Here is a 26,452-nt window from a genome sequence, read left to right on the forward strand (position 1 = left end):
GATCGAAATTCGTCAAACCTCGTTTTAGTTGCTCTCAAACAGGATGTGCGATGGCCTTCCCGGCTCTACAGCAGTGGATTTTTTCGTTTAAGACGACGATTGCCGCCTTACTGGCGCTGCTGATCGCACTGTGGCTTCCGCTGCCTAATCCCTACTGGTCGATCGCAACGGTTTACATCGCATCAAACCCGCTATCGGGCGCGACGAGATCTAAAGCTATCTTTCGCGTCATCGGTACGTTGCTTGGTGCATCAGCCGCTATCGCGATGGTTCCCAATCTCGTCAACACCCCGATCCTGCTGATCATCGCTCTGGGTCTTTGGTCCGCAGGCTGTCTTTATATCGCCATGCTCGACCGCACGCCGCGAAGCTACATCTTCATGCTTGCAGGCTACACTGCAGCGCTGATCGGCTTTCCGACGGTAGACGTACCGGGCACGATTTTCGACGTGGCGCTGGCGCGGACCGAAGAGATCATCGTCGGCATTCTATGTGCTGCCGTCGTCTCAAGCATCATCTTGCCGCGCCCTGTTGCGCCGGTGATCGCACTGCGACTCAAAGCTTGGCTTGCCAACGCGGACGTGAGCGCCCGCGATGCGCTGCAGTTGCGGACCGGAGCCGAGCCCGACCGGCACCGGCTGAAGCTCGCAGGTGATACAGGCGAAATCGAAAATCTCAGCACGCACCTCATTTATGATGCAGGTGGCCACCCGGAGTTCCTGCGACTCATTCGTGACGTCCGGCCGCGCATGCTGATGCTCATTCCCATTCTGTCCTCGATCGCGGACCGACTTCATGAGCTTTCCTTGCTAGGTGGCCCATCGCGCGCGGCACAGCAGCTCGTCGATCGAATGGATAAATGGCTTGCGGCCGGCGGAACCGATGCCGAAGAGCTCGATCGCTTGAGAAGCGATATCGAAGCCTGCGTCGACTCAACCCGCGCTCATCGCAGCTGGCACGACCTGGTGGAGCTTAGCCTTCTTATCCGGTTGGGCGACCTTGCCGCGATCCGATGGGATTGCCTCGACATTCTAAGGAGCGTTGAGCAGGCGCCCGATCATATATCGAGACCGTATACCTATCCTATCGCTGAGCGGGCGGCGCTGGTCCATCATTACGATCACGGCCTTGCGATGTTGTCTGCGATCGTCAGCTTCGTGACGATTTCCGTCTGCTGCACGTTTTGGATCCTGCTATCCTGGCCGGAGGGCGGCTATGCGGTGTTGATGGCTGCCGTGGCCGGCAATCTGTTCTCGGCGCAAGATAATCCGGTGCCGTCTATCGTCATGTTCGCGAAGTGCTCCGTCGTTTCTATCGGCATTGCAGCGCTATACGTCTTCGGCATTCTTCCTCACGTTCACAACTTTGAAACGCTCGCGCTTGTGCTGGCTCCGGCTCTCGTCTTTTTCGGGTTATGCATTTCGAAACCCGAAACGTTATTCATGGGGCTCGCTTTGGCAATCTGTGTGGCTGCGATGATGGGCCTGCAGGTGACTTTTGCGGTCGACACGTCGACGTTCTGGAACAGCAGCATCGCTACGTCTGTTGGCGTCATCCTTGCCGCGACGACGGCTTCGATGCTGCGTACACTTGGCGCCGAATGGAGTATTCGCCGACTCGCGGTCGCCAACAAGGAGACGCTGGCGGAGATCGCAGATGCCCAGACTGCACGCGACGAGGCGCGGCTGACCGGCGTCATGCTCGACCGTCTTGTTCTTCTCGCACCGCGAGCGAAAGCTGCAGGACACCGGATTCCTGGCGCGATCGGAGAGTTGCGGGAAGGTTTCAACATTCTTGATCTCCGGCGATCGCGTATCGGGCTTACGCCTTACTCGCGGCGGCGCATCGATGCCGTGCTTCTCATGCTGAAGCGCTATTATCAGAACAAGTCCACGGTGCCGGCGCCGGACTTGCTTCTTGCTGCGGTCAATCGCGCGCTGGCGGTCGTTCGAAACGAGCATGGCGCGTCTGCGCGCTCGGCGTTGCTTGGCCTCGTCGGCCTGCGGCGCAGCCTCTTCCCGGACCGCTCGCCTCCTCATTTGCCCCACGCTCCGGTCTTGCTCGAGGCTGCGCAATGAACGAGGAAATCAGTCTGTTCGGCATCTTCGTGCCGTCCGTTCTCGCGTGTTCCGTCATCTCATATGTCGTGATGGTGGCGGTCTCGCGCGTCCTCCGCGTCGTCGGCGCATATCAGTACATCTGGCATAGGTCGCTCTTCAATCTTTCAATGTTTGTTTGCATTCTTTGCGCGACTGTCCTCTTCCTCTTTCAGGCCCAGTCATGAACGCACGCCTAAAAACCTTCATACGCTACGGCACGACACTTGCGCTTGTCGGAGCTGCCGTATTCGCCGGCTGGCTGCTTTGGGTTCATTATGAACTCGAACCCTGGACACGCGACGGCCGCGTTCGCGCCGACGTCGTCGAGATTGCACCGGACGTTTCCGGGCTCGTGACCAAAGTGATGGTTCGCGACAACCAGATCGTCCACAAGGGAGACGTTCTGTTTCAGATTGACCGCGACCGTTATATTCTTGCGCTGAGGCAGGCTGAAGCCGATGTCGAGGGCCGCAAGGCGGCACTCGAAGCCGCGCAAAAGGATCTGGTGCGCTATAAAAATCTGACGAATCTTTCTGTCTCGGATCAGAAGGTCGAACAGGTGATCGCTACGCAGGCGCAGGCTGAAGCGGATTTACATAAAGCCGAAGCGGATCGCGACCTCGCGAAGCTCAACCTGGAGCGTTCGGAAGTCCGCGCGTCGGTCAACGGCCCGATCACGAACTTCGACCTGCAGCCCGGCAACTATGTCACCGCGGGCAAGGGCGTGGCGGCCCTGATCGACAATGATTCCCTGCGCGTCGAAGGCTACTTCGAAGAAACTAAGTTGCCGCTCATCCAAGTCGGCGACAAAGCCGTCGTACACCTGATGGGTGAGGACAGACCGATCCTGGGCCATGTTCAGAGCATTGCCGGAGGCATCGAGGATCGCGACCGTAGTGCCGGCTCGAACTTGCTGGCCGACGTCAACCCGACATTCAGCTGGGTTCGTTTGGCGCAGCGTATTCCCGTGCGCATTGCACTTGACCACGTGCCAGAGGGCGTCCGTCTGGTCGCCGGACGGACGTCGACGGTTGTGATCACGCCGGAAGACGGCAAGCATCCCCGCGACACGGCACAGAAATAAGCCGATAGCCGTGGCGGCGAACGTCGTTTCCTCTTCATCGAGATCGGATATATCATCGCGACACCGAACCATCGGGCCGTCGCATCTCGAAAGGGAGGCCATTATGCGCGCCAGCGATCATCTTGCATCCGACCTAATCGGGCTCATCCGGCGCGCGAAGCTCTCCCGCCGCCGCTTCATGACAACGTCGGCCGCCGCTGCCGCCGGTTACACGCTCGCAGCCGGCCCGGTCAGCGCTGCCGCGATTGTCACTGACACCGAAGGGCTCGACGCCGGAGCCGCAACGATCGAAACAGCGGACGGTGCGATGCCGGCATATTTCGCCAAGCCAGCTGACGTTGCCAATCCGCCTGTCATTCTGGTCGCGATGGAAGTCTTCGGTCTGCACGAATACATCAAGGATGTCGTCCGTCGGTTGGCGAAGCTCGGCGCATTCGCGGTCGCACCCGACTATTATTTCAGGTTGGGGGATCTCGCGAAAATCAGCGACATCCAGGCTCTGATCCCGCTCGTCAATTCAAAGCCCGACGCGCAGCTCATTTCCGATCTCGACGCAACGGTCCGCTGGGCGAAGAGCCAAGGCGGCGATACTTCGCGCCTCGGCATTGTCGGATTCTGCCGCGGCGGACGAACGGTCTGGGTCTATTGCGCGACGAACCCGAACGTCAAAGCCGGGGTTGCTTTCTATGGCTCACTTGTCGATCCTGCCGCGCAAAAAGCGATCTGGCCGAAAAGTCCAATCGAGCTTGCGTCGGAAATGAAAGCCCCTGTCCTCGGGCTTTACGGCGGCGCCGACCAGGGTATTCCGCCTGAGCAGGTTAAAACCATGAAGGCCGCACTTTCTGCCGCCGGAAAAACAGCTGAGTTCAAGATCTATCCCGGCGCGCCACATGGGTTTCATGCCGATTACCGCCCGAGCTATACGCCAGATGCCGCCAAGGATGCATGGAAGCAGATGACGTCCTGGTTCAAGCGTTGGGCTGTTCTGGACTGACGCCATCGCAGTTCAACGCGATGCTTCCGTCTCGCATACTTTGAGCTGCTCGCGCGCTTGGTCGATGCCGGTAAGATCTGCTGAGTACTCGCTACCGTCTATGCCGATCGACAGCGGCTGTGCTGGAAGCCTGTTAATGGTATTCCACGTCTGCTCGCTCTCGCCTTCCGTCGTTGCGAAAGCGGGCCCCGCAGGCATAACGAATAAATCTCCAAATGTCGTACCCTGATCGGAGAACGTCATCTTGCCCGCCCGGCTCGGCGGCTGCTTTTCATCTACCAACGTGATGAGCGTCACGGGACCGCTTTTGACAATCGACAAACCAAAGGGTCGGCCCTCCTTGAAGGCTTTTCCGGTCGCGCACACGCGAGCCCCATCGGTGTGTTGCCGCAGCTCTGTCAACCATCCTGCATCTGTGCGCCAGGATTTGATCACTTGACTGGTGTCCGCTAGAGCGATCTGCGGAATAATCGTCCAAGCGGAACAAATCAAAGCGTAGCTGAAACGATGCATCACACCCATTTATGGTTCCTCGCCTACCGAATTGCCTGAGTTCCGGTGCTACGTCGGCGAAATCCAACATAGCCGCCGTCAGCGTCGTAGAGAAAATCGAAGCCGTTTAAGAAATGGAAACTCGTGTTCAGAAACGTGCGATCCGGCGATAATCTCAGGTGAACTTTTTCGGGAGTAAGCGGATGACCATCATCAATCTTGAAACTGTAAAGCGGTAAAGAGGATTGTCCGCGCGGAACCGCGACGGCAACCTGATCGCCGGGCTGAAGCTTTGCTTGGGACGACTGCCACGGTGGCAACGTCATAAATGCCGAACCAACCCCGCTATCCACTAAAAGGGTTCCGCAAGCCGGCGGCGTCTTCCCATTAATCGAGATGCAAGCCGGTATCGGCGACCAATCGGTATCTTCTTTGTTGCGGTCGAGCTTTACATACTCGAAATGGCCGCTTGTATTGACGGCCGACAAACCAACGTAGACGCCACTGGCCGTCAAAACATACCCATGCCGTTGCCTGGAATTGTTCGAGACGACATGCAGAAACGGGTTCTTGTCTGGCGTACTTTGACTTAGCCTGTCTCCCTCGCGCGCAAAGCCAATACCGATCATTGCAATTCGGCTGACATCTTCGTTTGGATCGCAATCTCTTGCCCGCGGCAAGCAATCAACGCGCTCAACGGCAAGCACCGGCATCGCTTCCACTTGAACGGCGCTATCGCGGCCTCCCACGATCGTAAATGCGGTGCGAATCCAATGGCCTCGCATGAGGCGGCCCGAGCTGGTGTAGGTCAATTGGCCATCTGAAATTCTCGGTAGCTGATCAATGTTTGGTATCGAAGTCGCGCCAACGACCACACCTGTAGATCCGGTATCCAACGTGGCTCTATGGAAGCGCTCTCCAAATGAAATACCCAGTGACGGCGAACGGCGGAGTTCTCCATCGTTTGCGTTCAAAAACGGGAGAAATGCGGCTTGCGCATAAGCGCTAAAATTCGGTTCCTGGGCTGATGCCGCCGATATCATCGAGAGTATCACGGGTGCAATTGCAAAGGTGCGCACGCTCGTTAGACGCATTTTCTAAATCGTTCTTCTTTTCCGACCGATCTCTTATGACGCTAGCAGACTGTTTGAACTGGCGCGTCAATCAGCGATGTAAATTTTAGCTCAATTGCGATCGTGCGGCGAGGATCGCTTTCATTGGCGGCTCCAGAAGAGATATTCTCGTCGATAAAGGTTTTTTTGAATGTAAAATCTGGTAGCCAAGTTTTGATATTAGTCAATTATCGTCGCCTGATTGCACTCTATTGATCGGGATACTTTTCCGGGGAAAGACCAAAGGAATGGCGTCAGAAGCCGCCGTCGCTGGAGAAAACGCGCGTCAATCGGCGCAGCCGGCACGCTTAAAGACGACCGTCCATGGAAAAAGCGCGGCGCTGCAGATTGCGGCCTCGCTGCTGTGGGTACCTCAGGCCGCCCTTATTGCCATGACCATTGGCGACGTGGCGAACGGAGACGCATCAACCAGCAGTGCGTGGGCAGCTTTCGGGGTGCTCGCGATAGGAATTCTAAGAGCCATACTCGATAGCTTTGGAAGCCGTATGGCCTTTCGCGCGGGGCGCAGCGTAGCGAGCCGACTGAGGCAACAGGCCGTCACTGCGCTCGCCGAACGTTCACCACTCAATATCGAACGTCCTGAAGCTGGCAAAGCTGCGAGCGTTATTGCCGAGCAAGCCGAGATGATCGTGCCTTACGTTGCGCGCTTCGAGGTTGCCAAGCTGCGCGCCGTAGTCGTGCCCATCGTGCTTTTTGCTGTCGTCCTGTGGCTGTCGTGGGCGGCTGCCATCGTGCTGCTGTTCGCGGCGCCACTCATTCCGGTTTTCATGGCATTGATCGGCTGGCGCGCGCAGGAAGCGAGCGAAGCGCAACTCGCGAAGACAGGCGACATGAATGCCTTCCTTCTCGACAGGTTGCGTGGCATCACTACGATCCGCTCGCTTGGAGCAGTCGATGCGACGGCGAAACGGCTTCGCGCCAATGCCGAAGACTTGCGCACGCGGACGATGGCCGTGCTGCGCATCGCCTTTCTGTCTTCAGCCGTGCTTGAACTGTTTGCGGCGCTCGGCGTAGCGATGGTTGCCGTTTACATCGGCTTCTATCTTCTCGGGCAGCTGAGCTTCGGCACGTGGGGTGTGCATCTCGGCTTGAGCGGAGGCTTGTTCATTCTGCTTCTGGCGCCGGCGTTCTTCGAGCCACTTCGCGACCTGTCCGCCGTCTGGCACGATCGCGCGGCAGGGCGCGCCGCAATGGACGAACTTAACCGACTGTCGGCATCCGGGCGTACGATCCCTGGTTCGATCACCCATTCGAAAGCCGCGGTGGCAGATCTGACCAGCGCTCCCGCCATTAGGATCGACAAACTGTCATTTCGGTACGGCGACAGCGATGGATTGGTCTTCGATCGCTTCGACCTGTCCATCGCACCGGGGGAACATGTGGCGCTGCTCGGTCCGAGCGGCACCGGAAAGTCGACACTCCTCGCGCTGATAGCCGGCCTCGCGCGTCCCGCAGCAGGAACAATATTGATCGACGGCCAAAGTCTTACCGACGATACCGTCGCAACCCTGCGCTCCGGTATGGCCTGGATCGGTCAGCGGCCGCACATCTTCGCCGGAACGCTTGCAAGCAACGTCGCGCTTGGCCGGAATATCGATAGGGCGCGCATCGCCGACGCATTGAAATTCGCAAAGCTCGGCGCGCTCGCCGTCGCGCGGGGCGCACATGCCATCGGCGAGAACGGCGTCGGCCTTTCCGGCGGCGAAGCTCTCCGGCTCGCCATTGCCAGGATCGCCGCTCGCCCTAATGCCGGGATTATCCTTGCCGACGAGCCGACGGCGCATCTCGACGCCGAAACAGCAAACGACATAGTGGACAGCCTGATCGCACTTGGTCGCGGCAAGACAATGATCATCGCGACACATGATCTGACATTGGCGCGGCGCATGGATCGCATCGTGCGCTTGGGTAACCGGCCGCTGGAGAGAGCGGCATGAGCAGAGTTTCGCGGGACCTAGCGCCTATACTTTCGCTTTTCTGGCGTGGACCGCGTGGCAAGCTTCTGTTCGGCTTGGGCCTCAGCGCTGCAACCACATTATGCGGTCTGGCGCTGCTTGGTCTTTCAGGCTGGTTCATCACGGCAACGGCGATTGCTGGACTGAGTGCAGCGACCGCTTTGGCCTTCGACGTCTTTTCGCCGTCTGCCGGCATCCGGTTCTTCGCATTGGCGCGGACGGTCAGCCGATATGGCGAACGCCTCGTTACGCACGACGCGACGCTCAGCATTTTGGCGGAACTTCGCGAACGGCTCTTTCGCGGCTCAGCGGCCATGCGGGAGGCGGAAAAGTTGCGTATGCGCCCCGCGGCGCTCTTGTTTCGTCTAACGCACGATATCGATGCGCTCGACTCCCTTTATCTACGCATGGTCGTTCCGGCCGCCGCTGCCATCGCAGCCGCATTGGCCATCGGCTTGTGCTTCGGCGCGATACTCCCTGCCGCCGGCATTGGTTTTGGGGCGTTTCTCGTCATTGCCGGGCTCGGCATTCCGCTGATCGCTGCGCGGGTTGCCGAACGCCCCGCACAACGGCGCGTTCTTGCGCTTGAAGCACTACGATCTCGCGTTATCGATTTGGTCTCGGGGCAAACCGACCTTGTCATGTCCGGGCGGATTGAAGCACAGCGCCGTGCCATCGCCGAGGCGGATCGGAAGCTCTCGGATGCCGACAGCGAGCTTAATCTCGCTGAGGTCGCGTCCGGTGCAGCGCTTGGCATCGTCAGCGCCACTCTCATCGCCTCGGCGCTTTTCGTCACGCTTTTGCTTGCCCGGCATGCCGAAATTGGTGCGCCCATAATGGCGCTCGCTGTCCTTGTCACGATCGCCGCGCTTGAGCCCTTCTCCGCCTTGCGTCGGGGTGCCATCGAGCTTGGACGGACCTGCGTTGCCGCGCGCCGTGTTGCAGTTCGCCTCGAACCGCCTGCCTATGCTTCTGTGGCATCGCCACCGTCAGGCATTGCATGCGTGCTGGATGCGGTCTCGGTCCATTACGGGCATGCGGACCGGCCTGCGATCCAAAATATCACCCTATCACTCCGGGTTGGCGAACGCGTTGCTCTGATCGGGAGCAGCGGATCTGGAAAATCGACTTTGATATTCGTCATAGCGGGCGAACTTGCTCCCGATCATGGTTCGGTTCGAAGTGTCCCTTCGACGCTTCTCACACAACGCACCGAACTTTTCACCGATACCCTTCGCGACAATCTTCGACTTGCGAATGCCACCGCCGATGATGATTGCCTGAGACGCGCCATGATGTCCGCCGGACTAAAGCCTTATCTCGACGCCCTTCCGAACGGTCTCGACACGCGCCTAGGCGAGGACGGTCTCGGGCTTTCGGGCGGCGAGGGACGCCGCTTGGCGTTGGCGCGGCTTTTTCTTCGGGAAACGCCACTTTGGCTTTTAGACGAACCGACCGAAGGCCTCGATGACGCGACGGCACGTGACGTCCTTGGGCGGCTGTCGGCAAACGCGGCGCAATGCACACTGCTCATTGCGACGCATATCCGCAGGGAAGCAGAAATCGCCGATCGTCTTATTGCAATGAAGGACGGACGGGTGATCGGTCAGGCATCGCGCGGAGATTCGCAATTCGAAGCCCTACTCTCAACCCTGAGACAGGACTGACGACAATTGTTCCTGCGGCGTTTCTTCAGCGCCGTCATTTCGGAAGGAGGCCGACCGAGAGTCGGGAAAGCAGATGGAACTTGACATAGTGGCGCTCTCGCGCCTGCAATTTGCGACGACGGCGCTTTATCACTTCTTGTTCGTCCCGTTGACGCTTGGACTTTCGATCATCGTCGCGATCATGGAGACGGTCTATGTGATGACCGGTCGCCATATCTGGCGACAGATGACGAAATTCTGGGGCACGCTGTTCGGCATCAACTTCGTGGTCGGCGTTGCGACTGGCCTTGTCATGGAATTCCAGTTCGGAATGAACTGGAGCTATTACAGCCATTACGTCGGCGATATCTTCGGCGCGCCTCTCGCGATCGAGGGGCTGATGGCTTTCTTCCTGGAAGCAACATTCGTCGGTCTCTTCTTCTTCGGGTGGGATCGCATGTCGAAGGTCGGCCATCTCGTCGCGACATGGTGCGTCGCGGCCGGATCGAATTTCTCGGCGCTTTGGATTTTGATCGCAAACGGCTGGATGCAGAATCCCGTCGGCGCATCGTTCAATCCGCAGACGATGCGTATGGAAGTCACGAACTTCTTCGATGTCGTGTTCAATCCGGTGGCGCAGGCGAAATTCGTGCACACGGTTTCGGCCGGCTACGTTACGGCTTCCGTCTTCGTTCTCGGTGTCTCCGCTTGGTACCTATACAATCGTCACCATGTCGCGCTCGCCAAGCGATCCATGACGGTCGCTGCTTCGTTCGGCCTAGCGGCGGCGCTTTCAGTCGTCGTGCTTGGCGATGAAAGCGGCTACCTGTCGAGCGAACATCAGAAAATGAAGCTCGCAGCCATCGAGGCGATGTGGGAAACGGAACCTGCGCCCGCAGCCTTTACACTGTTTGGCTTCCCCGACCAGCAAACCCGTGAGACGCACTACGCCGTCCGTGTTCCGTGGGTCATGGGCCTGATCGGCACCCGCTCACTGACGACGCAAATTCCGGGCATCGACGAACTCGTCAACAGCGCCAAAACGCGGATCCGCAACGGCATCCTGGCATACGATGCACTTCAGCAAATACGTGCAGCTGGAGATCCGTCCACGATTCCTCCGGCGGCGCGCGACGCACTTGAGAAGAATGGCAACGATCTGGGCTATGCGCTTCTGCTGAAGCGTTATGTCGATGATCCTCGCAAAGCGACCGATGCGCAGATCGAACAAGCCGCCATTGATACGATACCGAGCGTGCCGACCTTGTTCTGGGCGTTCCGCATTATGGTCGGCTTGGGCTTCTTCTTCATCGTTTTGATGGCGACGTTCTTCTACCTGTCGGCGCGCAGGCGGCTTGACCATTATCCCTGGCTGCTTCGCATCGCGACCTTCGCCATTCCGCTGCCGTGGATCGCGGCGGAACTCGGATGGGTCGTTGCCGAGTTCGGGCGGCAACCGTGGATCATCGAGGGCATTCTCCCGACCGCCGCCGCCGTTTCGAGCCTCGGTGCATTCACCGTACTCCTAACGCTTCTCGGTTTTATTGCGCTCTACTCGGTTCTCTTCATCGTCGAGATGAGCCTCATGGTTCGTGCGGTTCGCGCCGGTCCCCAACCCGACGACAATCCCGAAGCCATTCTTGTTTCTCCCAATCTCGTCGCTGCGGAGTAGATCAATGATCCTGCATCAGTTCATAGATTACGATACGCTCCGTATCATTTGGTGGCTGCTGCTCGGCATTCTGCTGATCGGTTTTGCCGTCATGGACGGTTTCGACCTCGGTGCCGCGGCTCTGTTGCCGTTCGTTGCCAAAACAGACGTCGAACGCCGTGTGGTGATCAACAGCATCGGACCGACTTGGGAAGGTAATCAGGTCTGGCTGATCCTCGGAGGCGGCGCAATCTTCGCCGCTTGGCCGCCGCTCTACGCGGTTTCGTTCTCCGGCTTCTATCTTGCGATGTTCGCCATTCTGTTCGCGTTGATCTTGCGGCCGGTCGGGTTCAAGTACCGCTCGAAACTCGAAGGTACCAGATGGCGCGAAACGTGGGATTGGGCGCTGTTTGTCGGCGGTGCCGTTCCGGCGTTGATCTTCGGCGTCGCGGTCGGCAATGTCCTGCGCGGCGTGCCGTTCCACTTCAACAGCGATCTTCGGATCTTCTATGACGGCACGACGCTGTTCGAGCTTCTCAATCCGTTCGCCCTGCTCTGCGGATTGGTCTCCGTCGCCATGCTCGTAATGCACGGGGCCGGGTGGATCATATTAAAGTCAGAGGGTCCGGTCGCTGACCGTGCCCGCAGCTTTGGAAGCGTCGCCGCACTTGCGACCATCGCACTCTTCGTTATCGGCGGTGTCGTGCTGTGGCTCGGAATCGATGGTTATCAGATCACGAGCACGGTCAACCCGGTAGGACCGTCTAACCCGCTGGCAAAGACTGTCGCCAAAGCGTCGGGTGCGTGGTTCACTAACTATGGCTCGTATCCGCTGACGATCCTAGCGCCCGTACTCGGAATAATCGGCGCCGGCGCTACCTACGTCTTCATGAACGCCCGACGGGAAATCGCGACGATTTTGGCGTCGTCACTCTCCATCGCCGGAATCATTACGACGGTTGGCGTTTCGATATTCCCATTTCTTCTGCCGTCTTCCATCGACCCGCGGTCGAGCTTGACGGTTTGGGATGCATCGTCGAGCCACCTGACGCTCTTCATCATGCTCGTCTGCGCGGTGATCTTCGTGCCGATTATCATCGCATACACGACGTGGGTCTATCACGTGATGTGGGGAAAAGTTGACGAGAAGGCGATCCGTGACGGCCACGGCCACGCTTACTAAGCCACTAGAAAGGAGAGAACTATCATGTGGTATTTCGCTTGGCTTCTCGGCCTTCCGCTGGCAGCCGCTTTCGCCGTCCTCAACGCCATGTGGTACGAGCTGATGGAAGATTCAGCCGCTGCTCGTGCGCAGACGGCGCCGGCCAAAGGATCGGCTCAGCGGAAATAAAACGGAATGACGTAGGCGAGCTGCGTTGGCGTCAAATCCGCCGGCGGCTCGCCGAACGGCGCCGATTTACGAATAACAGTCAGCGCGGCGGCATCGAGCGTCGCGCTGCCTGAAGACTCCGAAATCTTGAGATATCGAATGCCGCCGTCGGCGGCGATACCGAATGAAACGCGGACCGTGCCGCGGACGCCAATGCTTGTTGGCTTATTGCGTGCAAGTTGTGCGCGGACACGCGCACCATAGCTCAAAGCATTTCCCCGGCTCGCCGAAACCCGGCCACTTACCGAAGCTTGAGATGCATTAGAACGCGACGTGGAACTGCCAGCCACCTGAGCATGCGACTCCTGCTGCGGGGTCTTCTTTTCTTTTTCGACTTCCTTTTTCTTTTCTGCCTTCGCGGGGCTGTCTTCCTTCGTTTCGACCGCCTCCGGCATTTCCGTGACCTCGGTTTCAGCGATCTGATGGGCCTTGATCTCGCTTACCGCTTGCTCGATACCCCCACCGCGAATAACCGGCAGCGGATCGTCCGTCGGCGTCAGCGCGGCCGGAGTGACGTCGGCAGCATCAATCGGCTTCGGCGGCGGTTCATCTGAGAGCGGATCCTTCTCTAACTCCGCAAGCTCTTGCGGTTTCGATTCCGCAGCTTGGATGCTCCCGGCCTGAGACGCCGCTGCAGAGGCTGATGCCATCTGCACGCTTTCCGTCGAGATCGACTCGAGAACGACCGACTGCTCCATTGAGAGGCTGAAGGTGTCGGTGTTTTCCGAAAGCGTGCCGAATTGCTCGCCAGAGTTTCCCATAAACATCGAGGCAATGACACCACCGTGCAATGCAGCCGAAATTGCAATGGCTGCAAAGAGAAGCTTTTGGGAAGCACTCTTTGCCGTGTCCAATGGCTTTTCTATCTTGAACGGCGGAAGCACAACCGCTCGTCTGGCGACGTTTTCCGCCCGAATGAGCGCCTTGGCAAAGTTGAACGCGACGATATTGGATCCGGCCGATGCATCGAGCGCGCGGCCCCCGCCCGTTCGCGAACGTTCATCGCGGCGCGGGTGGTCATTGCGTTCGATGAGCGTCACGTTCGCTCGCCTCCGGTTACAACAAACTGGCTTTTGTCATGATGGCGTCGGCGAATTCCTCCGCCGACGCCCGAACTTCTTCTCCGTGCGATCACGCCCCGTGGTCTAGAACCTCGCCTTTGTCGTGAGCAGGAACGTGCGGCCGCGACCTGTTTCGACCGGCGCATCGCCAGTGGCAGGAGCACTGAGCGCGGGCGTGTAGGCGACGTCCGTGAGATTTGTCACGTTGAGAGAGACGTCGATGTCGTCGGTGACCTTGTAGCTCGAGAAGAGATCGTAGGTCGTATAACCCTCGTAAGTTAGCACGCCGTCGGAACCAACATTCACATCGGCCTTCTGACTGTCGGAAACGATATTCGCTCTTGCACCGACCGTCAGACGCTCAGCAAAGAAGCGAAGGCCACCGGTGACGGTCGCAAGATCGCCAGGCAGGTAGCTATGCAGTCCCAGGCCATCCATCTGCGACGGAAGCGTCGTATGGTTATGGCTATAGCTCAGGCCCGCGAAGAGATAACCCGCATCGTACGTGCCTTGCAGTTCGACACCTTCGACTTTCGAAGTGCCTTGGTTGTTTATGAACGTGCAGATAATTCCGAAGTCGTCGCACGCGGCCGTAATGTAGTTGTCCACGTCCATCGTGTAGTAGTCGCCTTTGAAGCGGAACTGATCGCCGGACTGGAAGATATTGTTGATCTTTGAATTGAAGCCAAACTCCCAGCCCTTCTGTGATTCAGGCTGAAGAAGAGGATTTGGCAAAAAGTTGGGCTCGAAGACACTGCCTGGATGCGTGCCGTCGAGAAGCGTTTCCGAGATGGTTGGAGCTCGGAACGAATTCGACCAGGTCACATACGGCTGGAACCATTCGACCGGCTTTGCGGCAAGCGTCAACTTCGGACTGAAACCACCGTCGCTTTTGTCGACCGAATACGGTCCGAGCGAAAGACCATTCGGCAGCGCGGGCGTGTATCCGGGTGGCAGGTAGGGAAGCAAGTATGGCGGAATATGGGGCTCCGTCACGTCGCCGTGGCCGTTCAAGTTATAGTCGTCGTAGCGCAGACCAACGATAAAATCGAAGATGCTTTTTGAGAAAGTCGTTTCAGAAAACGCGCCACGGATCGTTGAATTACCGGACGGATTGACACCACCACCGGCGCTCGGATCTAGAGCGTTTGAGGCGTCAACTTTGTCATGAAAGTATTCGTAGCCGTAGTTCGATTTGACGTGGATACCACCAAGATCGAATAGCGATGTATTCTGCAGTGTGAAACCTAGGCCAAGATCATTGATCTTACGGCCTTCGGCAGCAGAGGCGCCATCGATGCCGCTCCCGTACTTCATCGTCAGGTCGCTGCCAGAGAAATTGGCGCGAAAATGCACGAAGTCATTGCCGATGGGGTCATAGGAATACTGGGCAGTGTAGATCTTCGAATCGATATTCTGATTGTAGGAATTTGCGGTGAAGTCGTTGTTGTAGAGCACTGTACCAAACGACAACCGCTGTTCCGGATCGATCTGGATGTGGACTTTTGCCAAACCAGAGATCAAGTCTTGATCTGTGTAGGGCACGCGTTGCCCCAAGCCATTATCGTAATCGTCCTGATCGTGCTTGCTGATGGCGCCGATGACGCTGATCGCCCCGCTGCGGATGGCTCCCGCACCCATCTCCGAAAAGCCGACGCCATTACTTCCCCACGAGGAAAGTACCGTCGCGCCGTAGTTGCTCCCCGGCTTCAGCACATCATCGACATCAAGCGTTCGCATGTCCGCTGTACCAGCGAGAGCGCCTGCACCGCCCGCTGTCGAAACCGAGCCACGCTGCACCTCGATGCTGGCAAGCAGCAGGGGATCGACATATGCAAAGCCAGACGCTGTATGGCCGGTGAACCTGAAATTCTGGCGCACACCATCGATTGTCATATTCACGCGGCCTTCGCCTTCGAAGCCGCGGATGTTGACTGCGATGCCGGGATTGTTCGGATCGTCGCCGGTCGAGACCCCGGGCATCGAACGAAACACATCTTGAAGATTGGTCTGCCCGAACGTCTGAATTTCGCTTTGACCCGCGACGCTCACACCAGCTGGCGTGCTATAGGGCGAGTCAATCAATCCAGCTTGATTACCGCCTTCGCTCGCCGCCGGCGGAGGCGTTGCCGAATTAGAAGTCTCCTGAACTGGAGCTGCCTGTGGCTTCTTTTTCGGAGCGCTGCTTTTCTTCGCTTGCGCGGATTGAACGTCGATGCCCGGCAGCGGTGTTTCTTGTGCGAATGCCGTTCCGGCCAACGTCAGCGCTGCGGCCGACACGGTCAGCGCCAAGGCCGCCTTGCCAAAGCTTTTGCAAGCGGGAACCTGATGCAATCCCAACGCGATCAAACGCGCTTTACTCGAATCATCAGCGCCGCGCACAGCCATCCTATCGACCCCCGTTATTCCGTGTTGATACGGGGCTGGCTGGCTAGGCGCTTAAGCGCACAATGGCGGGCTTGCCTCCTCTTTGCGAAACCCTCCCCCGGAGGTGATCGCAATGAAGATCCCGACGTTTGCCGGGTATACGATGAGAATATTAAAGTCTACATTATTAGTCAACAATAAGACGCCGTTTAGTTGTGTCTTTTCAGCGACAAACATGCCGCGTTTCGCAGAAATGAATGCAATTACGGCCCCGGTCGCAAATCCGCACGAGGCGAACGTCAACCGAGGCCGTAGTCAGATCAAAGCGACCGGCGCTTCTCAGTTCAAACCGAGCTTGCCGCGAAGCGTTGAAAGTTCGGTCGCCAGAGCGTTGACCTTGGCTGACAGAACCTTGCGGTCTTCGTCCGACAGCTTGTCGTAGAGCTCGTAGCCGTCAGCCGTCTTGTACTTCTCCAGCGTGTCGTCGACGACCTTGAAGTCACCGTCGACCTTCTTCACGAAGTCAGAGTGATCCTTCTCGATGAGCGGCCGGACAAGATCGTAGATCTTCTTCGAGCCGTCGAAGTTCGCTTTGAAGTCCCACAGGTCGGTATGGCTGTAGCGATCTTCTTCGCCCGAAATCTTGGTCGCGGCTACCTCTTCCATCAGGGCTGCAGCACCGCCGACAACGGTCTCCGGCGGGAACGTCAGATTCTCGATGCGGTGATTGAGATCTTTGACGTCAGCAAGAAGCTGATCGGCATAAGGGGCGACGTCCTTCGTGCTTTTCTGTTCCCAAAGGCCGTATTCGATGCGGTGGAAGCCCGAAAATTTCGGATCTTTTTCCTTGGCCTCGAAGTCATCGGCGCGAGCGTCGATCGTGTGATCGAGATCGGAGAAGAGTTCGGCGATCGGTTCGATCGTTTCATAGTCCATGCGCGTCGGCGCGTAGAGCGCCTTGGCTTTGGCTATGTCGCCAGCCTTGACGGCCTCGGTGAACTTCGTCGTGTTTTCGAGAAGTTTCTCTGTATGATCGGCCACAAAGCTCTTGTACGCGGCGAGCGGCTCAACGAGTTTTGAATCGTCGTCTTCGGCATATGCCAAGCCAGCATATCCAAACGCCGCTGCGAGCGCGGTCGCAGCCAACAAGTGTCGTTTCATCGGTCGTCCCTCCGGTGCTTAGTTGGGTAAGGGGGTTTTCTAGGAACGTGTCGACGGATCCGCCGTCGCGGCCTCGGCCAACTTTCGGCCCAGATAGTCGCCAGCTTCCCGCGCCCCTGGAAGAACGAAGAAATAACCGCCACCGATTGGCTTGATGTATTCCTCTAACGGCTCGCCATCGAGCCGCGACTGCACGGCAATGAACCCCTTTTCGAGGTCTGATTGGTAGGCAATGAACAGCAGCCCCTGATCGAGCTGGCCGTTCTTGGTGATGCCGTTCGAATAGTTGAACGGCCGGCGTAGTATAAGGTTCTTTCGCGTTTCGGAAGTTCGTGGATTGGCAAGCCGGATGTGCGCATCAAGGCGCGTGATTTTTCCATCCGGATCTTTCGTGTAATTGGGGACGTCGGTCTCCTTGACACCATCCATCGGCGCACCGGACATCTTCTTGCGACCGAAGATGCGCTGCTGTTCGCCAAGCGGCGTGCGATCCCAGCGTTCCACGAAGTTACGGATGATGCGGACGGCCTGATACGTGCCGCCAACAGCCCACTCAGGCTCGTCGTGACCTTGGCCGACCCAGACGATCTCGTCCATCATCGGCTTGTCATTGGAATTCGGGTTGGCCGAGCCGTCCCGGAAACCCAAGAAGTTGCGCGCGCTCGGCACTGAGCCGTCAGCTTCGGGCAGTACGGTTGGAACGCTGCCTTCCTGCTTCCAGCGCGGTACGAGGTATTCGGGCATGTTTTTCAGAATGTCGCGCAGCGCATGAATGTTCGTATCGGCCGTGTTCGAGCAGAACTGTAGCGAGAGATCGCCGTGGCACAGCTCAGCGTCGAGAGCGTCATTCTTGAATTGCGTCATCTGCTGCAGATGACGCGGCTTCAGTCGTCTGAGCCAGGGGCGCGTCTCGAACATTGAGTTGCCTAGGCCGACCGTAATCGTCAAATTGTCGGGCTGAATTTCAGGACCAAGAATGCCTGAATCGGCCGGCGGCAGTTTGGGGTCTAATTCCGGTGGGGTGCCGCCTTGTGTCAGGAACACGATGCGTTCGGTCAGCTTACGCATCATTTTCTCGAAGTCGGCCGGGGTATCGGCGATGACGTCGAGTGAAACCAACATGCCATTGGCCGGCCGCGGCGTAACCACGCCAGCCTGGTGGAGGCCGTAGAACGGAACTCTCTGCTCGACGTCTGTGCGATGGCTTTCGGGCGCGTCCGTCACCTGCTTGTCGTTCGCGCGTGCTTCCTGAACGGCGAGGCCCGATGTCAACGCGCCGCCAGCTGCAACGCCGAGACCGAGCAGAATTTTCCGGCGGTCGGTGCTTACGGATCCGTGCCGATCAGCCGGTTTTTTTTGATCATGTACCATTGGAATTCATCCCAATAGCGGACGGTAATTCGTTGAGTGCGTCCGCGAGGTTTGTGAAAGCCGCCGTCAGCTCCTTGCGTTGACTCGGGCTGGCAGACGTCGAAGAGGCCGTCGCGGCGTCGCTCTTCTGTTTGGCGACTTCGTCTTTCGTGGCGGTCAAAGTAGCGTCGATCTTGTGAGCGAGGTCCGGATTGACCGGCTTCACAACCGGCCGAAGCAAACCGACGATCTTGTCGATGCCATCAAGGTTGGCTTCGAGATCGGTCATGTCGGTTTCGGCAATGCTGTCGTTTTTCGCGGGCAGGCGATCACGCGATAGCTGCGTGGTGAAATTGCCGGCGCTATCGATGAGAATGCCCGGCGTCATTTTCATCGCCTTCAGACGCTCATTGAGCGTCGTCAGATCGGCGACGAGACGGTCGGCAATGGGGCTAAGACCATCCAGGCTTTTCGTGACGAAGAGCCCACGTTCGATGCGATGATATCCGACGAATGCCGGATCGTTCTCGCGCTTCTCGAAATAGTCCGCGACCGGGTCGATCGCATTCTGCAAATCCGCAAAGCGATGCACGACCGGTTCGATGCGCTTATAGGGCTGCCGCGCTATGATATAGAGAGCCTGGGCTTTGGCGAGATCACCGGCCTTGATGCCGTCGGCAAGTTCCTGGGCATCGCGCAATGCCGCCGAACTCTGACGGCCGAGATAAAATTTATATTCGCCCATCGGCCCAAGGAGCGCGCGCATCGTCGCCTTCGGAGGCTCGGCGTTCGCTTCCTGCGATGGGGTGACAAGCAAAGTCCCGCGCGGATTCGACAGTAACCCGCAGGTGACTTCGTAGGTGCCCGGGGCAAGGCGCACTTTCAGCGTCTGCTTGAAACCCGGCGCAATATTTTCCCGCTCTGCCAGGACCATCACGCCGTCAAGGACTTCCCATTCAACGGGACGTTCCGACTTGTTCGAAATCTCGAACGTCCGCTCGCCGGCGGGGACCGAAAGCGAATTGGGCTCACATGCTTTCGACGTCACGGCAACGGGCACGGCCGCGACGTTGTCATGACGGGTTTGCTTGGTCGCCGCGTAAAACGCAGCACCCGCGACGAGTACGAGAACCGTCGCCCCGGCAACGCCAAGATACATAATGCCGGACGATGGGGCTTTCGGCTTTCCTTGGCGGGTCTCAGGCGCGGACATTTTTATTGTTACCCTGGTATGCTTCGACTGAGACACTGCCCGGACGAACAGGCCGCAAATAGAGATAGAGAACGATGGCAAGGAACCCGAGGTAGACGATGACCTCGCCGACTGTCGGATTTTCCTGATAGCTGAAAACGCCAGAAAGAATGGTTCCAAGGACACTCGAGATCGGCAATACCGCGCTCATATCGTAGGCGGGCTGCTGCAGGCCGTTCCAAAGTCCGGCTTCATGCAAGGCGCCAACCGATGAAGAGAGGATGCCGGCGGCGACAAAAATGATGAAGACGCCAGTCCATTGGAAGAAGCGACGGAGATCGAGCCGAACGCCGCCGACATAGATGATCAAGCCGACGACAACAGCGGCCGCGATACCCGCAAGAGCGCCAAGCGGAGCTTCCAGGCCGTTGCTCTGCTGAAAGATCGCAAGCAGAAAAAAGATCGACTCGAGCCCTTCGCGAGCGACGGCGAAGAATACAAGACCGATGAGCCCCCACGTCCCGCCGTGCGACGAATGAAAGGCCGCTTCGACGGAATGCTGCAGCTCGCTCTTGATAGAGCGTGCGGCCTTGCGCATCCAGAACACCATCGAGATCAGCACCGCGACGGCAATGAAGCCAACGATCGCCTCGAACAGCTCTTGCGCCTTCTGGGGAAACTCGGCGCTGACGAACAGAAGCGCGGCGCCGGCGAAAAGAGAGATGGCTACAGCCAGCAGCACACCCATCCACACCGCAGGCATCCATTCGGATCGCCCCGTCTGAGCGAGATAGGTTGCAACGATACCGGTGATGAGCGCTGCTTCGATGCCTTCGCGAAGCATGATCAGAAACGGAGCGAGCACGCTCTCTTTCCCTTCACTTTTGGTCTCAGGGTATTGCCGCCTGAAATAGGAAACTTGACTTCTAAAATCAAGTTTCCATATGTCGCAATCGCCCTTGATCAAAATCAATTTTTCGCAATGTTTGCCGTGCGTGACGGGCGGCATAGGCCACTTGGCTAAGCCAGTGCCTTTCCTTTTCGTGTGAGCGGCACCACGCTCTCAAATCCCCACGACCTTATCGCGCGGCGACGGCAGTTTCGCACGGCCGCACGCGCCTTGACCGGCGCCCTCTCCGTCATGCCGGCAACCTCGCCTCCTAATATCCACCCAACCAAATCCGCGACCCACAATTCCGCCGTAGTCATTCCACATTAAATGTTATATTATACATTTTCTACTAGGCGGATAAATCACAACCATGTCGAACAGAGATCCATTCGAGCGCTCCTTGATGGCGCAGCCCGCTTACCGACGGCTGATCGGCGCGGGCGGCATCCTGGTTGTGCTGTGGATCGCAATTTTTTGGGCGGTGGCTCTTCCATGAGGCAACCATTGATCAAGCTTCGAGACGTGACGGTGGCCTATGCGCGTCACCCGGCGCTCCATCATGTATCGGGGACGTTCGACGAAGGCAGTATGACGGCGATAACCGGCCCTAACGGCGCGGGCAAGTCGACACTGTTAAAGGCGATCATGGGTGAGCTGCCTTTAGCGGAAGGCGCCATCGAGCGGCCTGGTCTTGCAGCATGCGATTTCGGGTATCTGCCGCAAGCCGCCGAGATCGACCGACAGTTTCCGATGTCTGTCGCCGATACGGTGATGCTCGGAGCCTGGCACCGAAGCGGCTCATTCCGACGCGTTGATTCCGGTGCGATGGAGAAAGCACGAAAAGCGTTGACGGCTGTTGGCTTGGACGGCTTTGGCGGCCGCATCATAGGCTCGCTCTCGGCAGGGCAGTTCCAGCGCGTGCTATTCGCGCGGCTATTGCTTCAGGATGCGAAGATCATCGTTCTCGATGAACCGTTTACGGCGATCGACGCACGCACCACGCGCGACCTCTTGGATATCGTCTGCCGCTGGCACAAGGAGGGACGGACGATCATCGCCGTCTTGCACGATTTCGATCAGGTCCGCGCCCACTTTCCCGACACTCTCCTTCTCGCCCGCGAGGCCATCGGGTGGGGGCCAACAAGTGTCGCGATGTCGTCGCGGAACCTGCTGCGCGCCCGAGCGATGGCGGAAAGCTGGGACGAAGGCGCTGAGGTTTGCGAGAAGGATACGGCCGCCGCATGAGCCTGCACGCCATCTTCATCTCGCCGTTCGTCGATTACGGTTTCATGCGCCGCGCGCTCATTGCGTGCTTCGCCCTGGCGCTCGGCTCGGGGCCTGTCGGCGTGCTTTTAATGCTCAGGCGCATGAGCCTTGTCGGCGATGCCATGAGCCATGCGATCCTTCCCGGCGCGGCGGTCGGCTTCTTGATTGCCGGCGGTCTTTCTCTGCCGGCGATGGGTTTCGGCGGCCTGGTGGCAGGATTGAGCATTGCGCTTCTATCCGGCGTTATCAGCAGGACGACCTCGCTTCGTGAAGATGCGAGTTTCGCTAGTTTCTATCTGACATCGCTCGCCCTCGGCGTTTTGATCGTTTCGCTGCGAGGCTCGAACATCGACCTGCTGCATGTCTTGTTCGGGACGATCCTGGCGATCGACTCGAATGCGCTTTATCTCGTCGGCGGCATTGCCTCGCTGACAATCATTATCCTCGCGGTCGTATACCGGCCACTCGTCGCCGAATGCTTCGATCCCGGATTTCTGCGGGCTGTGGGAGGTCACGGCTCGCTCTTTCACTTTCTGTTTTTGCTGCTCGTCGTGATCAATCTGGTCGCGAGCTTCGAAGCGCTTGGAACGCTTATGGCCGTTGGCCTGATGATGCTCCCCGCGGCTGTCGCGCGTCTTTGGGCACAATCACTTCCGGCCATGTTCGCAGTCGCGGCGGGGACGGCGGTCGTCTCAGGCTATCTCGGTTTGGTCGCGTCGTTCCATTTCGCCGTGGCCTCCGGCCCCACGATCATCCTTACCGCAAGCTGCATCTATGGCGTCTCGCTCATTCTCAGCCCTTCGGGCATGGCGCGGCGTCTCTATTCGCGTCCTCACCTCAAAGCATAGACAGGAGATTGATCATGAGGGTTTCTAACCTCGTCCTCGGACTACTGGTGTCTTCCGGCGTCGCCGTCGGCTTCTCGGCGGCCGCGTCGGCAAAGACGCTGAATACCGTGGCCAGTTTTACGGTGCTCGCCGACGTCGTGAAGCAAGTCGGCGGCGACCACGTAAACGTGAAAAGCCTTGTCCCGCCGAATGGCGATCCACATGAATTCGAGCCTTCGCCTGACGATGCGAAATCTCTGAAAGAAGCGGACATCACTTTTATCAGCGGCGAAGGCCTCGAAGGCTGGTTCGAAAAGCTGGTGACGGCATCGGGCTACAATGGCAAGCCAATCGTTGTATCGAACGGCATCAAGACACGAACCATGGAAGAGGATGGCAAGACCGTCACCGATCCGCACGTCTGGAATAGCCCGGTCAACGTCAAGATCTGGGTCGTCAATATTGAGAAGGCGCTTGCCTCGGCCGACCCGGCCGACGCTGCCGACTTCAAGGCCAATGCTAAGGCCTATTCCAAGAAGCTCGATGCGTTGAATACGTATGCTAAATCTGTTCTTGAGACGGTGCCGAAGGATCGGCGCAAGATCCTGACCAGCCACGATGCATTCGGCTACTTCGGACGGGAATACGGCGTGACGTTTCTTTCGCCTATTGGCCTCTCGACCGAAACTGAAGCATCTGCCGCCGACGTTGCCAAGCTGATCGATCAGATCAAGGCCGAGAAGGTCAAAACGTACTTCTTCGAAAACTCGAACGACTCTCGCCTCGTCAAACAGATCGCGAAGGCCACGGGCGCGCAACCCGGCGGCGAGCTTTATGTCGAGTCGTTGTCGAAGGCCGATGGCCCGGCCCCGACCTACGCAAAGATGTTTCACTACAACGTCGATCAGTTGTCGAAGGCCTTCGCGGGAACCTGAGCGGCAGCGAAAACCAACCTCCAACGATCTTGCGGCGAGCCTCAAAAGCTCGCCGCTTTTTTTTAGTGCACGTTGGAGTCGGTGTAGCAGGCGCGCATGGCTTCGCAGCGATGCGGCCCGGCAAAGTGCATATTGTCGCCCTTAGCGGCGCTGATGAAGTCGCACACCTGATTCAATCCGTCTTCCGTTAGCCACCCTTCCCTGCGTCCGCGCTGCACGCCGAAGCAGTCGGCGGTTTGCTCATCGGGTCCGCGGAACTGATGTCCGCACTCGTGCGAATAGATCCAGAGTTCGACTGGGCGCGGCAGCTTATCGAGCAAGTGCGTGTTGAGAATGATGAAGCCTGGATAGGCCGCACCATAATCGTCAAGCTTCTCGTCAATTACGGTCGGACGGTCGCCGCATTGGATGCGATATCCCTTGAGCCTGAGTTGGCCGACGGGGACGAGATATGCCGAGCCGTTTGTATAGCCGATGTATTCTTCAGCGGTGGGGCCCCCGTCGGAAACGCCCGCCAACGCCAGGGCCGGCGCGATAACACAAAGACGCGCAAGAAGTTTCAATCGATTCATGTTGGCGATGGTCCATTCTCCGAAGGATTTGATTGCGGCCAATCCGACGCGCACTGCGGCCGCCTCGGTCCGGTCATAATCATACGGTGTCTATCCAATAATATAACATACGCATCAAGCGGCCAAAGTTACATTCACGCATTGCAGTTTCGGGGGGTCCGATGGGACATTGGAAAAGCAGCCGTACGGCCAGCCATCGGCTTGGCAAACGAGCCGCATGGGCCGCGGCCTGGGCTGCAGGAATTTTCACCATGGTCATGTCGCTCGGTTTGGCTGCGCACGCTAACGAGGCGCCCACAGGACCGAAATCCGCATTCGGATTCGCCGGCGCGATGCAGGCGCAGCCTGTTCGCGAACCTTCGATGATTACGGAGGCCATGGACGCCGCCTGGTCCATCCTTCTCTTCGAACAGCATCGCTTTACTCAAAACATGACCGGCGCGGTGCGCAATCTGAAATCGACGACCAACGTCATGGCCGCAACTGGCGCTCTTGTCGTGGCGAGCTTCATTTATGGCATCCTTCATGCTGTCGGGCCGGGACACGGAAAGGCGGTCATCTCATCCTACATGCTGGCGGACAAGGAGACGCTACGGCGCGGCATATTCCTCGCGTTCCTATCGTCCCTGATCCAAGCGCTGTCCGCAATTACGCTGATCGGCGGACTGTACGTGGCGGCCCTGGCCACGGGACTGCAGACGAAGTGGGCGGAGGCCTGGCTTGAAACGTTAAGCTGGGGCGCGGTGGCGTTGCTCGGGGCTTGGCTGATGTTCAAACAGCTTTGGCCGGTGTTTACGTCCCGGCGCCAGCCTGTTCGCGCCAATCAACTGCATGGCGACGATCACGATCATGGGCACGATCACGAATGCAGCCATGATCACCACGGCCAAGGCGCGCCTGCGTCATGCGGACACGATCATTCACACGATCACTCTCATGATTGTGAACACGATCACGTTCATGACGAGCACTGCGGTCACGCCCATCTACCGGGTCCAGACGAGTTGAGAGGCAAGCTGTCGTGGAGCCGGGCGCTCGCCATTGCGTTCTCCATCGGCATGCGGCCATGTACCGGGGCTTTGCTCGTCATTATCTTCGCTGCGACGCAGGGGATGATCTGGGCCGGCATTCTGGCGACATTCGCGATGGCGTTTGGAACAGCCTTAACCGTATCGGCATTGGCTGCGCTATCGGTCGGCTCGCGTAATCTTGCGATTGTCTTGGCGGGCGCCGAAAGCCGATGGGGCAACTTCGTCGCGCGGGGCGCCAGCGTCCTCAGTTCGGCGGCGGTCTTCGTGCTCGGGACGGTCTTCTTTTTCGCGTCGTTCCACGACGTCCGTCCGTTCTGATAGGCACGAACTTCGCGCCGCGTCGGACTTCCGTACCTATGGAAATCCTCGATTATCGGCTTAGAATGACCGATAACGAAGGAGCCTATGCTTGATTAATCCTGCTCGTATTTCGGCTGTTGCCATTGTCGGCTCAGCGTTCTGCACGATCGCGGCGACGAACGCTGCCGCCGCGAAGATGCGCATCTGCCAAGAACAAAGCCAGCATTACGAGGAGATCAAACCATCGGCGGGGCCACTGGAGATCAACGCCGCGCTGTCAACTGCTGCCGATAAAGGGTGCGTGAAGCTCGCTCAGCGCCTTCTTGACGATGGTGCGTCACTGGGATCACGCGACCGACAAGGCGCGATGCCCCTGTCGCACGCGGCGAAGGCGGGACAAACCGAGATACTGAATCTGTTCATTGCGCGCGGCGCCATTATCGATGCGCGCAATCTCGATGGATCGACCGCGTTGTTCCTGGCGGCGGAACAGGACAACCAACCGGCCGTCGAATCCCTTGTTGCACATGGCGCAGACGTCAATCTCGCAGGCCGCAGCGGACTGACGCCGTTGGAAGCCGCCGCTTACATGGGAAATGAAAATATCGCGATGCTCTTGCTGGCCAAGGGCGCCGATCCCAAGCGCACGGACGCGACAGGAAAGGGACCGATCTGCTATGCGGCCGCCCGCGGATTCGCTAAAGTTGCGGGCATTCTGCTCGATCACTCCGTCGACGTGAACGCCCGGTACGGCAATGACCTGACGGCATTGATGTGGGCAGCTGGACACGAAGATGGTGCAGGAACGAGCGATGTCGCGGACGTGCTGGAGTTGCTTATCGCGCGCGGGGCGCATCTCGACGATCGCGACAATCGTGGACGGACGGCGCTGATGATTGCAGCTTCGCTTGGTCACGAGCGCGCCGTCGACGTGCTCCTCGCACACGGTGCGAGCCGCACATTGCGTGACAAGTCGGGAAAAACGGCGGCGGACCTCGCCTCAAACGACGAACTCAAGAAGAGGCTCGCGGCGAGTTAGTGCAGGCGGGAGCGG

Annotated in this window: 23 protein-coding genes; 14 read left to right on the forward strand and 9 right to left on the reverse strand. The window is 58.4% G+C overall.

All coding sequences use genetic code 11. The features are described from left to right. Nucleotides 1–50 precede the first annotated feature (50 nt). The 4 genes from ACLB1Z_RS17045 (at nt 51) to ACLB1Z_RS17060 (ending at nt 4,177) form a co-directional block, all read left to right on the forward strand. Nucleotides 51–2,078, forward strand: coding sequence for an FUSC family protein (locus tag ACLB1Z_RS17045; RefSeq protein WP_409560909.1), 2,028 nt, complete (start codon nt 51–53; stop codon nt 2,076–2,078). Beyond that, a complete protein-coding gene (locus ACLB1Z_RS17050) occupies nt 2,075–2,284 on the forward strand; it encodes a DUF1656 domain-containing protein (RefSeq protein WP_409560910.1) in 210 nt (69 codons plus the stop codon). Before ACLB1Z_RS17045 ends, ACLB1Z_RS17050 begins: the two co-directional genes overlap by 4 nt. Beyond that, nucleotides 2,281–3,183 carry an efflux RND transporter periplasmic adaptor subunit gene (locus tag ACLB1Z_RS17055; RefSeq protein ID WP_409560911.1) on the forward strand — a complete coding sequence of 301 codons (903 nt, stop codon included), beginning with the start codon at nt 2,281–2,283 and terminating at the stop codon, nt 3,181–3,183. Before ACLB1Z_RS17050 ends, ACLB1Z_RS17055 begins: the two co-directional genes overlap by 4 nt. A 103-nt stretch (nt 3,184–3,286) precedes the next feature. Then, a complete protein-coding gene (locus ACLB1Z_RS17060; RefSeq protein WP_409560912.1) occupies nt 3,287–4,177 on the forward strand; it encodes a dienelactone hydrolase family protein in 891 nt (296 codons plus the stop codon). Nucleotides 4,178–4,189: 12 nt separating this feature from the next. On the opposite strand, the gene ACLB1Z_RS17065 is transcribed toward ACLB1Z_RS17060, so the two are convergent. Next, nucleotides 4,190–4,699: a hypothetical protein gene (locus tag ACLB1Z_RS17065; protein WP_409560913.1), complete on the reverse strand. Its 510-nt coding sequence runs from the start codon at nt 4,697–4,699 to the stop codon at nt 4,190–4,192. A gap of 14 nt (nt 4,700–4,713) precedes the next feature. Continuing rightward, nucleotides 4,714–5,748, reverse strand: a complete 1,035-nt coding sequence (locus ACLB1Z_RS17070) for a hypothetical protein (RefSeq protein ID WP_409560914.1) — start codon at nt 5,746–5,748, stop codon at nt 4,714–4,716. Nucleotides 5,749–6,029: 281 nt separating this feature from the next. Between ACLB1Z_RS17070 and cydD the strand changes: the two genes are divergently transcribed. The 5 genes from cydD to cydX all read left to right on the forward strand — a co-directional run bounded on the left by cydD (nt 6,030) and on the right by cydX (nt 12,405). Continuing rightward, complete coding sequence (gene cydD / locus ACLB1Z_RS17075; protein ID WP_409560915.1) at nt 6,030–7,739, forward strand: thiol reductant ABC exporter subunit CydD; 1,710 nt, start codon at nt 6,030–6,032, stop codon at nt 7,737–7,739. Then, nucleotides 7,736–9,424, forward strand: coding sequence for a thiol reductant ABC exporter subunit CydC (gene cydC, locus ACLB1Z_RS17080; RefSeq protein ID WP_409560916.1), 1,689 nt, complete (start codon nt 7,736–7,738; stop codon nt 9,422–9,424). The genes cydD and cydC overlap by 4 nt, the downstream gene beginning before the upstream one ends. A 73-nt stretch (nt 9,425–9,497) precedes the next feature. Beyond that, entirely contained in the window at nt 9,498–11,075 is a 1,578-nt protein-coding gene (locus ACLB1Z_RS17085) for a cytochrome ubiquinol oxidase subunit I (RefSeq protein WP_409560917.1), read from the forward strand. Nucleotides 11,076–11,079: 4 nt separating this feature from the next. After that, the gene (gene cydB / locus ACLB1Z_RS17090; protein ID WP_409560918.1) at nt 11,080–12,237 is read left to right on the forward strand and encodes a cytochrome d ubiquinol oxidase subunit II; all 1,158 of its coding nucleotides are present in this window, start codon (nt 11,080–11,082) and stop codon (nt 12,235–12,237) included. A 24-nt stretch (nt 12,238–12,261) separates the two neighbouring features. Then, nucleotides 12,262–12,405: a cytochrome bd-I oxidase subunit CydX gene (gene cydX / locus ACLB1Z_RS17095; RefSeq protein ID WP_081741001.1), complete on the forward strand. Its 144-nt coding sequence runs from the start codon at nt 12,262–12,264 to the stop codon at nt 12,403–12,405. Here the strand turns inward: cydX and ACLB1Z_RS17100 are convergent. The 6 genes from ACLB1Z_RS17100 to efeU form a co-directional block, all read right to left on the reverse strand. Then, complete coding sequence (locus ACLB1Z_RS17100; RefSeq protein ID WP_409560919.1) at nt 12,393–13,484, reverse strand: energy transducer TonB; 1,092 nt, start codon at nt 13,482–13,484, stop codon at nt 12,393–12,395. The genes cydX and ACLB1Z_RS17100 overlap by 13 nt on opposite strands. Nucleotides 13,485–13,589: 105 nt before the next feature. Further along, a complete protein-coding gene (locus ACLB1Z_RS17105; protein WP_409560920.1) occupies nt 13,590–15,893 on the reverse strand; it encodes a TonB-dependent receptor domain-containing protein in 2,304 nt (767 codons plus the stop codon). A 318-nt stretch (nt 15,894–16,211) separates the two neighbouring features. Continuing rightward, nucleotides 16,212–17,033: an iron uptake system protein EfeO gene (gene efeO / locus ACLB1Z_RS17110; protein ID WP_409560921.1), complete on the reverse strand. Its 822-nt coding sequence runs from the start codon at nt 17,031–17,033 to the stop codon at nt 16,212–16,214. A gap of 39 nt (nt 17,034–17,072) precedes the next feature. Then, entirely contained in the window at nt 17,073–18,404 is a 1,332-nt protein-coding gene (gene efeB, locus ACLB1Z_RS17115) for an iron uptake transporter deferrochelatase/peroxidase subunit (RefSeq protein ID WP_409560922.1), read from the reverse strand. Further along, nucleotides 18,394–19,596, reverse strand: a complete 1,203-nt coding sequence (efeO, locus tag ACLB1Z_RS17120; protein WP_409560923.1) for an iron uptake system protein EfeO — start codon at nt 19,594–19,596, stop codon at nt 18,394–18,396. The genes efeB and efeO (ACLB1Z_RS17120) overlap by 11 nt, the downstream gene beginning before the upstream one ends. Continuing rightward, nucleotides 19,583–20,440, reverse strand: coding sequence for an iron uptake transporter permease EfeU (gene efeU, locus ACLB1Z_RS17125; protein ID WP_409560924.1), 858 nt, complete (start codon nt 20,438–20,440; stop codon nt 19,583–19,585). Before efeU ends, efeO (ACLB1Z_RS17120) begins: the two co-directional genes overlap by 14 nt. 519 nt (nt 20,441–20,959) lie before the next feature. On the opposite strand from efeU, the gene ACLB1Z_RS17130 reads away from it, so the two are divergent. Genes ACLB1Z_RS17130 through ACLB1Z_RS17140 form a run of 3 tightly spaced genes read left to right on the forward strand, consistent with a single transcriptional unit; the run spans nt 20,960 to nt 23,495 of the window. Continuing rightward, nucleotides 20,960–21,712, forward strand: coding sequence for a metal ABC transporter ATP-binding protein (locus ACLB1Z_RS17130; protein WP_409560925.1), 753 nt, complete (start codon nt 20,960–20,962; stop codon nt 21,710–21,712). Further along, nucleotides 21,709–22,581, forward strand: a complete 873-nt coding sequence (locus ACLB1Z_RS17135) for a metal ABC transporter permease (RefSeq protein ID WP_409560926.1) — start codon at nt 21,709–21,711, stop codon at nt 22,579–22,581. The genes ACLB1Z_RS17130 and ACLB1Z_RS17135 overlap by 4 nt, the downstream gene beginning before the upstream one ends. A 14-nt stretch (nt 22,582–22,595) precedes the next feature. Beyond that, a complete protein-coding gene (locus ACLB1Z_RS17140; protein ID WP_409560927.1) occupies nt 22,596–23,495 on the forward strand; it encodes a metal ABC transporter solute-binding protein, Zn/Mn family in 900 nt (299 codons plus the stop codon). Between the two features lie 62 nt (nt 23,496–23,557). On the opposite strand, the gene ACLB1Z_RS17145 is transcribed toward ACLB1Z_RS17140, so the two are convergent. Further along, nucleotides 23,558–24,121 (reverse strand): hypothetical protein, encoded by a 564-nt coding sequence (locus ACLB1Z_RS17145; protein ID WP_409560928.1) that lies wholly within the window; start codon nt 24,119–24,121, stop codon nt 23,558–23,560. Between the two features lie 107 nt (nt 24,122–24,228). Here ACLB1Z_RS17145 and ACLB1Z_RS17150 point away from each other — a divergent pair, with 107 nt between their 5' ends. Continuing rightward, a complete protein-coding gene (locus ACLB1Z_RS17150; protein WP_409560929.1) occupies nt 24,229–25,416 on the forward strand; it encodes a nickel/cobalt transporter in 1,188 nt (395 codons plus the stop codon). Between the two features lie 91 nt (nt 25,417–25,507). Then, nucleotides 25,508–26,437 (forward strand): ankyrin repeat domain-containing protein, encoded by a 930-nt coding sequence (locus ACLB1Z_RS17155; RefSeq protein WP_409560930.1) that lies wholly within the window; start codon nt 25,508–25,510, stop codon nt 26,435–26,437. Nucleotides 26,438–26,452: the final 15 nt, after the last annotated feature.

The organism is Hyphomicrobium sp. MC8b (assembly GCF_905067615.1).
Lineage (GTDB): Bacteria > Pseudomonadota > Alphaproteobacteria > Rhizobiales > Hyphomicrobiaceae > Hyphomicrobium_B.